Below are 6,754 nucleotides of genomic sequence, written 5' to 3'. Positions count from 1 at the left end.
GCGTAGGTGTAGATCTCGGTGTACGGCGGGATGGCCACGTCCGCTTCGGCGAAGCTGATCTTCAAAACGATGAAGAACGGCAGCATGAAGAACAGGAACAGCCAGATGAACGGAACCCCGATGACCAGCTGGCGGCCACCGGGAATTATTCGATTGAGCCGGCGTTTGAATTTGCGCATGTTCATGAGCGAAGTACCACGCCGCTGTCGTCTTCCCACCACACGTAGACCTGATCGCCCCAGGTCGGGCGTGCGCCACGGCGCTCGGCGTTGGCCACGAACGACTGCACCAGCTTGCCGCTCGGCAATTCGACGTAGAACACCGAGTGACCGCCGAGGTAGGCGATGTCATGCACCTTGCCGCTCGACCAGTTGTATTCGCAGGTCGGCTGGTCGGCGGTGACCAGCAGTTTTTCCGGACGGATCGCGTAGGTCACGGACTTGTCCTGCACCGAGGTGCTGATGCCGTGGCCGACGTAGATCTGCCGGTCGAGGTCCTTGCAGGTGATGGTCGCGTGGCCTTCGGCGTCGTCGATCACTTCGCCTTCGAAGATGTTCACGTTGCCGATGAATTCGCAGACCAGACGGCTGGTCGGGGTTTCGTAGATGTCGATCGGGCTGCCGATCTGGGCGATCCAGCCCAGGTGCATGATCGCGATGCGCTCGGCCATGGTCATGGCCTCTTCCTGGTCGTGGGTCACCATCACGCAGGTCACGCCTACGCGCTCGATGATCTCAACCAGCTCGAGCTGCATCTGCGAACGCAGTTTTTTGTCCAGTGCGCCCATCGGCTCGTCGAGCAGCAACAGCTTCGGCCGCTTGGCCAGAGAACGGGCGAGTGCCACACGCTGACGTTGACCGCCGGACAACTGGTGCGGCTTGCGCTTGGCGTACTGGCTCATCTGCACCAGCTTGAGCATCTCGGCCACGCGGGCGTCGATCTCGGCCTTGGGAATCTTGTCCTGTTGCAGGCCGAAAGCGATGTTCTGCGCCACGGTCATGTGCGGGAACAGGGCGTAGGACTGGAACATCATGTTGATCGGTCGCTCGTACGGCGGCATGTCGGTGATGTCGACGCCGTCGAGGAAAATGCGCCCCTCCGTGGGCCGTTCAAACCCTGCCAGCATCCGCAGCAGAGTGGATTTGCCCGAGCCCGAACCGCCGAGCAGGGCGAAGATTTCGCCCTTCTTGATTTCCAGGGACACATCGTCCACGGCAACCGTCTCGTCGAACTTCTTCGTGACCCGGTCGATTTTGACCAGCACCTGTTTCGGTGTCTGGTCGCCCTCGAGGGCTTTCTTATAGGCGCCGGAGGCAACTGCCATTTACAAAACTCCCAGAAAAAAAGAGTGCAGTTCGCCCACGCAAGACGAACCCAGGATAGTTTGTACGTTGAAGCTATTTACCCGACTTGACCTTGGTCCAGCTGCGGGTCATCAAACGCTGAATGTTCGGCGGCAACTCGATCGACACGTAGGTCTTGTCGAGCACGGCCTGCGGTGGATAAACCGACTCGTCGGTGCGGATGGACTGCTCCATCAGCTTGTCCGAACCCGGGTTGGGGTTGGCGTAACCGACGTAATCACTGACCTGGGCGATCACCTCAGGTTTCAGCAAATAGTTGATGAAGGCGTGGGCCTCTTTGACGTTGGCCGAATCCTTCGGAATCGCCAGCATGTCGAACCACAGCGCGCCGCCCTCTTTCGGGATCGAGTAGGCGATGTTCACGCCCTTCTTGGCTTCTTCGGCGCGATTCTTGGCCTGGAAGATGTCGCCGGAGAAACCGATGGCCACGCAGATGTCGCCGTTGGCCAGATCGCCGATGTATTTCGAGGAATGGAAGTAGGTCACGTAAGGACGCACCGCCAGCAACTTGGCCGTGGCCTTCTCGTAATCCTTGGGATTGGTGCTGTTGGCGTTCAGGCCCATGTAGTTGAGCACGGTCGGCATCATTTCATCGGCCGAATCGAGGAACGCCACGCCGCAGCTGTGCAGCTTCTTGATGTTCTCCGGCTCGAACAGCACGCTCCAGGAATCGATCTTGTCGACGCCGAGCACGGCCTTCACTTTATCGACGTTGTAGCCGATGCCGTTGGTGCCCCACAGGTACGGTACGGCGTACAGGTTGCCCGGATCGTTCTGTTCCAGGCGCTTGAGCAGCACCGGATCGAGGTTGGAATAGTTCGGCAGTTGCGCCTTGTCGAGCTTCTGGAATGCCCCCGCCTTGATCTGCTTGCCGAGGAAGTGGTTCGACGGCACGACCACGTCGTAGCCGGTACGCCCGGCGAGCAGTTTGCCTTCCAGGGTTTCGTTGGAGTCGAACACGTCGTAGACCGGTTTGATCCCGGTGTCTTTCTGGAAATCGGCCAGGGTGGTCGCGCCGATGTAATCCGACCAGTTATAAATATGCACAGTACCGGCGGCTTGGGCACCGACAGCGAACGTCAGGCCGGCAGCGGCCAGCAGGGCATTGCGCAAAGAAGAAAAAATAGGCAAGTGGAGGTCCTCTAATTTAGTTGGGCCCAAGTTGCCCCGTGCTGCATGACAGTCACGGTTGCCCGGCAACAAAACCGGCGCGCAACTTACCTTCGAAAAACCGTTCCAGCAAAACTTTCTGTCATTTAATTGCACCGCTGACCGCCCGGGTGAAGGCGACGGCCAGCGGTGACTGCTTCAAACCGGCTTATTTACCGGATTTGATCTTGGTCCAGCTGCGAGTGATCAGGCGCAGGGTAGGCGCGTCCAGATCGCTGATCGCATAGAGCTGCTTCTTCACTTCAGCCGAAGGGTAGATGCTCGGATCGCTGGTGATTTCCTTGTCCACCAGGGCGGTGGCCGCCTTGTTGCCGTTCGGGAAACGCACGGCGTTGGTGATTTCGGCCATCACTTTCGGCTCGAGCAGGTAGTTCATGAACTTGTAGGCGGCTTCGACGTTTTCGGCATCCTTGGGAATGGCGACCATGTCGTAGAAAGTACCGGCACCTTCTTTCGGAATGGTGTAGGCCAGTTTGACCTTGTCACCGGCTTCCTTGGCGCGGGTCTTGGATTGTTCCAGGTCACCCGAGTAGCCGACCGCCACGCAGATGTTGCCGTTGGCCAGGTCCGAGATGTACTTCGAGGAGTGGAAGTAAGCCACCGAAGGACGGATCTTGAGGAACAGGTCTTCGGCGGCTTTCAGGTCAGCCTTGTCCTTGCTGTTGGTCGGCTTGCCCAGATAGTGCAGAGCCGCGGGAATCATTTCGGTCGGCGCGTCGAGGAAGCTCACACCGCAGCTTTTCAGCTTCTCGATGTTTTCAGGCTTGAACACGATGTCCCAGGAATCGATCTTGTCGATACCCAGCGCAGCCTTGACCTTGGCCGGGTTGTAACCGATACCGATCGAACCCCACATGTACGGGAACGCGTGCTTGTTGCCCGGGTCGCTGGCGTCGCCAACGGCCTTGAGCAGGTCTTCGTCGAGGTTCTTCCAGTTCGTCAGCTTGGACTTGTCCAGTTCCTGATAAACGCCGGCCTTGATCTGCTTGGCCAGGAAGTTGTTGGAAGGCACCACGATGTCGTAACCGGATTTGCCGGCCAGCAGCTTGGCTTCCAGGGTTTCGTTGCTGTCGAAAACGTCATAGACGACCTTGATGCCCGTCTCTTTTTCGAAATTGGCAACCGTGTCCGGCGCGATGTAGTCGGACCAGTTGTAAACGTGCAACACCTTGTCGTCCGCCTGAACCGCACCCGCCATCACGCCCATCAGGGACATGGCGAGCAGAGTCTTGCCAGCGAGCTTTTTGCCTAATGCCTTCATGCGTTAATGCTCCAAATTTTTCTTTTTTGAACCACTTTGTTCAGCGGCCGAACCCGGACAACTGGAACCGCGGCTAGTCTGGCAAGATCCGAGGCGGTCTTTCAAGAAAAGACCAGCCTTTCTGACAGCTCCGAGCGACAGCGCAACAGCTCCATCGCTCAGAGCCTAGCACTTAGCCCTGCAACGCACTCAGGGTCAGGTCCAGGCACTTGCGTGCCTTTGTAACCAGTTCATCGATCTCCGCCTTGCTGATCACCAGCGGCGGCGCGATGATCATGGTGTCGCCCACGGCACGCATGATCAGCCCGTTGTCGAAGCAGAACTGGCGGCAGATCATGCCCACACCCTTGCCTTCGTAACGCTTGCGAGTGGCCTTGTCCTGCACCAGCTCGATGGCCCCCAGCAGACCGACTCCGCGCACTTCACCTACCAACGGGTGATCGTTCAGTTCGCGCAGACGTTTCTGCAAATACGGTGCCGTTTCTTCATGGGCGCGTTCGATGATTTTCTCTTCGCGCAGAATCCGGATGTTTTCCAGACCCACCGCCGCCGCTACCGGGTGACCGGAGTAGGTGAAGCCGTGGTTGAAGTCGCCGCCCTCGTTGAGCACCGCCACCACTTCGTCGCGCACGATCAGGCCACCCATCGGGATGTAGCCGGACGTCAGGCCTTTGGCGATGGTCATCATGTGTGGCTTGAGGTCGTAGAAATCGCTGCCGAACCATTCGCCGGTACGGCCGAAACCGCAGATCACTTCATCGGCCACGAACAGGATGTCGTACTTGGCGAGGATTTCCTTGATGCGCGGCCAGTAGGTGTCTGGCGGAATGATCACGCCGCCGGCGCCCTGGATCGGCTCGGCAATAAAGGCACCGACGTTGTCGACGCCGACTTCCAGAATCTTTTCTTCCAGCTGATTGGCCGCCCAGATCCCGAACTCTTCCGGGGTCATGTCGCCGCCTTCGGCGAACCAGTACGGCTGCGCGATGTGGACGATGCCCGGAATCGGCAGGTCGCCCTGTTCGTGCATGTAGGTCATGCCGCCCAGGCTTGCGCCGGCCACGGTGGAACCGTGGTAGCCGTTCTTGCGGCTGATGATGACTTTCTTGTTCGGCTGGCCCTTGATCGCCCAGTAGTGGCGAACCATACGCAGCATGGTGTCGTTGCCTTCGGAACCGGAGCCGGTGAAGAACACGTGGTTCATGCCTTCCGGCGCCACGTCGGCGATGGCCTTGGCCAGTTCCAGCGCCGGCGGGTGCGCGGTCTGGAAGAACAGGTTGTAGTAAGGCAGTTCGCGCATCTGTTTGGCGGCAGCATCCGCCAGCTCATCACGTCCATAACCGATCGCCACACACCACAGACCCGCCATGCCGTCGAGGATCTTGTTGCCCTCGCTGTCCCACAGGTACACGCCCTTGGCGTTGGTGATGATCCGTGGACCCTTTTCTTTCAGCTGCTTGAAGTCGCTGAACGGGGCCAGGTGGTGATCGCTGCTGAGGGCTTGCCACTCACGGGTTTGCGGGTTGTTGCTGGTCATGCCAATTCTCCTTGTTATCGGTGAAGGCGCGGCGGCTGGCCACCGCGCCCGGCGTATCAGACGGCGAAGAGCAGGTACTCACGCTCCCAGGAACTGATCACGCGCTTGAAGTTTTCATGCTCGGCCCGCTTCACCGCGACGTAGCCGGTGATGAAGGTCTTGCCCAGGTATTTCTCGATGGTCGCGCTGTTTTCCATGCGCTCCAGGGCGTCCTCGATGGTCAGCGGCAGGCGCAGGTTGCGGCGCTCGTAACCACGGCCCACGACCGGCGCGCTCGGGTTGATGCCTTCGACCATGCCGATGTAGCCGCAGAGCAGGCTCGCGGCAATCGCCAGGTACGGGTTGGCGTCGGCGCCCGGCAAACGGTTTTCCACCCGACGGTTCTGCGGGCCGGCATCCGGGACGCGCAGGCCCACGGTGCGGTTTTCCTCGCCCCACTCAACGTTCACCGGTGCCGAGGTATCCGGGAGGAAGCGGCGGAATGAGTTGACGTTCGGTGCGAATAGCGGCAGCAATTCCGGGATCAGTTTCTGCAGGCCACCGATGTGGTGCAGGAACAGCTGGCTCATGGTCCCGTCGTCATTGGAGAACACGTTCTTGCCAGTCTCGATGTCGATGATGCTCTGGTGCAGGTGCATCGCACTGCCCGGCTCGCCGGTCATCGGCTTGGCCATGAAGGTCGCGGCCACGTTGTGCTTGAGGGCGGCCTCGCGCATGGTGCGCTTGAACACCAGAATCTGGTCGGCCAGGGACAGGGCATCGCCGTGACGGAAGTTGATTTCCATCTGCGCCGTGCCGTCCTCGTGGATCAGCGTGTCGAGGTCCAGTTCCTGCAATTCGCACCAGTCGTAGACGTCTTCGAACAGCGGATCGAATTCGTTCGCCGCTTCGATGGAGAACGACTGACGACCGATCTCCGGACGCCCGGAACGGCCAACTGGCGGCTGCAACGGATAGTCAGGGTCGTCGCTGCGCTTGGTCAGGTAGAACTCCATTTCCGGCGCAACGATCGGCTGCCAGCCCTTGTCGGCATAGAGTTTCAGGACTTTCTTGAGGACGTTGCGCGGCGACAGCTCGATCGGGTTGCCTTGCTTGTCGTAGGTGTCGTGGATCACCTGGGCGGTCGGCTCTATGGCCCATGGCACCAGGTACACGGCGTTCTGGTCGGGGCGGCAGATCATGTCGATGTCGGCCGGGTCGAGCAGTTCGTAATAGATGTCGTCTTCGACGTAGTCGCCGGTCACGGTCTGCAACAGAACGCTTTCTGGCAAGCGCATGCCTTTTTCGGCGATGAACTTGTTGGTCGGCGAGATCTTGCCCCGGGTGATACCGGTCAAGTCGCCGATCATGCATTCGACTTCTGTGATCTTGTGGTCTTTCAACCAATCGGTGAGCTGGTCGAGGTTGTTACTCATAAATGCC

Annotated in this window: 5 protein-coding genes and 1 pseudogene; all 6 read right to left on the bottom strand. The window is 59.5% G+C overall.

What is annotated here, in order from left to right:
* Positions 1-185, bottom strand: a pseudogene (locus tag C1X29_RS10230) (putrescine ABC transporter permease PotH); the annotation flags it as partial.
* The gene (locus C1X29_RS10225; RefSeq protein ID WP_007953506.1) at positions 182-1,324 is read right to left on the bottom strand and encodes an ABC transporter ATP-binding protein; all 1,143 of its coding nucleotides are present in this window, start codon (positions 1,322-1,324) and stop codon (positions 182-184) included. The gene C1X29_RS10225 and the pseudogene C1X29_RS10230, both read right to left, overlap by 4 nt.
* A gap of 73 nt (positions 1,325-1,397) precedes the next feature.
* Positions 1,398-2,495, bottom strand: a complete 1,098-nt coding sequence (locus C1X29_RS10220) for a polyamine ABC transporter substrate-binding protein (RefSeq protein WP_102717351.1) — start codon at positions 2,493-2,495, stop codon at positions 1,398-1,400.
* 187 nt (positions 2,496-2,682) lie between these two features.
* Positions 2,683-3,795, bottom strand: coding sequence for a polyamine ABC transporter substrate-binding protein (locus C1X29_RS10215; protein ID WP_085746731.1), 1,113 nt, complete (start codon positions 3,793-3,795; stop codon positions 2,683-2,685).
* 172 nt (positions 3,796-3,967) lie between these two features.
* The gene (locus C1X29_RS10210) at positions 3,968-5,332 is read right to left on the bottom strand and encodes an aspartate aminotransferase family protein (RefSeq protein WP_039765388.1); all 1,365 of its coding nucleotides are present in this window, start codon (positions 5,330-5,332) and stop codon (positions 3,968-3,970) included.
* A 56-nt stretch (positions 5,333-5,388) separates the two neighbouring features.
* Complete coding sequence (locus tag C1X29_RS10205; protein ID WP_011336448.1) at positions 5,389-6,747, bottom strand: glutamine synthetase family protein; 1,359 nt, start codon at positions 6,745-6,747, stop codon at positions 5,389-5,391.
* Positions 6,748-6,754: the final 7 nt, after the last annotated feature.

It is taken from the genome of Pseudomonas sp. GW456-12-10-14-LB2 (genome assembly GCF_002884345.1).
Taxonomy (GTDB): domain Bacteria; phylum Pseudomonadota; class Gammaproteobacteria; order Pseudomonadales; family Pseudomonadaceae; genus Aquipseudomonas; species Aquipseudomonas paraglycinae.
The sequence above is the reverse complement of the archived record's forward strand: the minus strand, read 5'-3'. Positions and strand labels throughout refer to the sequence as shown.

Coding starts and splice junctions, on each gene's coding strand:
- C1X29_RS10225 (WP_007953506.1), bottom strand. CDS start 1,324: ATGGCAGTTGCCTCCGGCGCCTATAAGAAAGCCCTCGAGGGCGACCAG.
- C1X29_RS10205 (WP_011336448.1), bottom strand. CDS start 6,747: ATGAGTAACAACCTCGACCAGCTCACCGATTGGTTGAAAGACCACAAG.
- C1X29_RS10210 (WP_039765388.1), bottom strand. CDS start 5,332: ATGACCAGCAACAACCCGCAAACCCGTGAGTGGCAAGCCCTCAGCAGC.
- C1X29_RS10215 (WP_085746731.1), bottom strand. CDS start 3,795: ATGAAGGCATTAGGCAAAAAGCTCGCTGGCAAGACTCTGCTCGCCATG.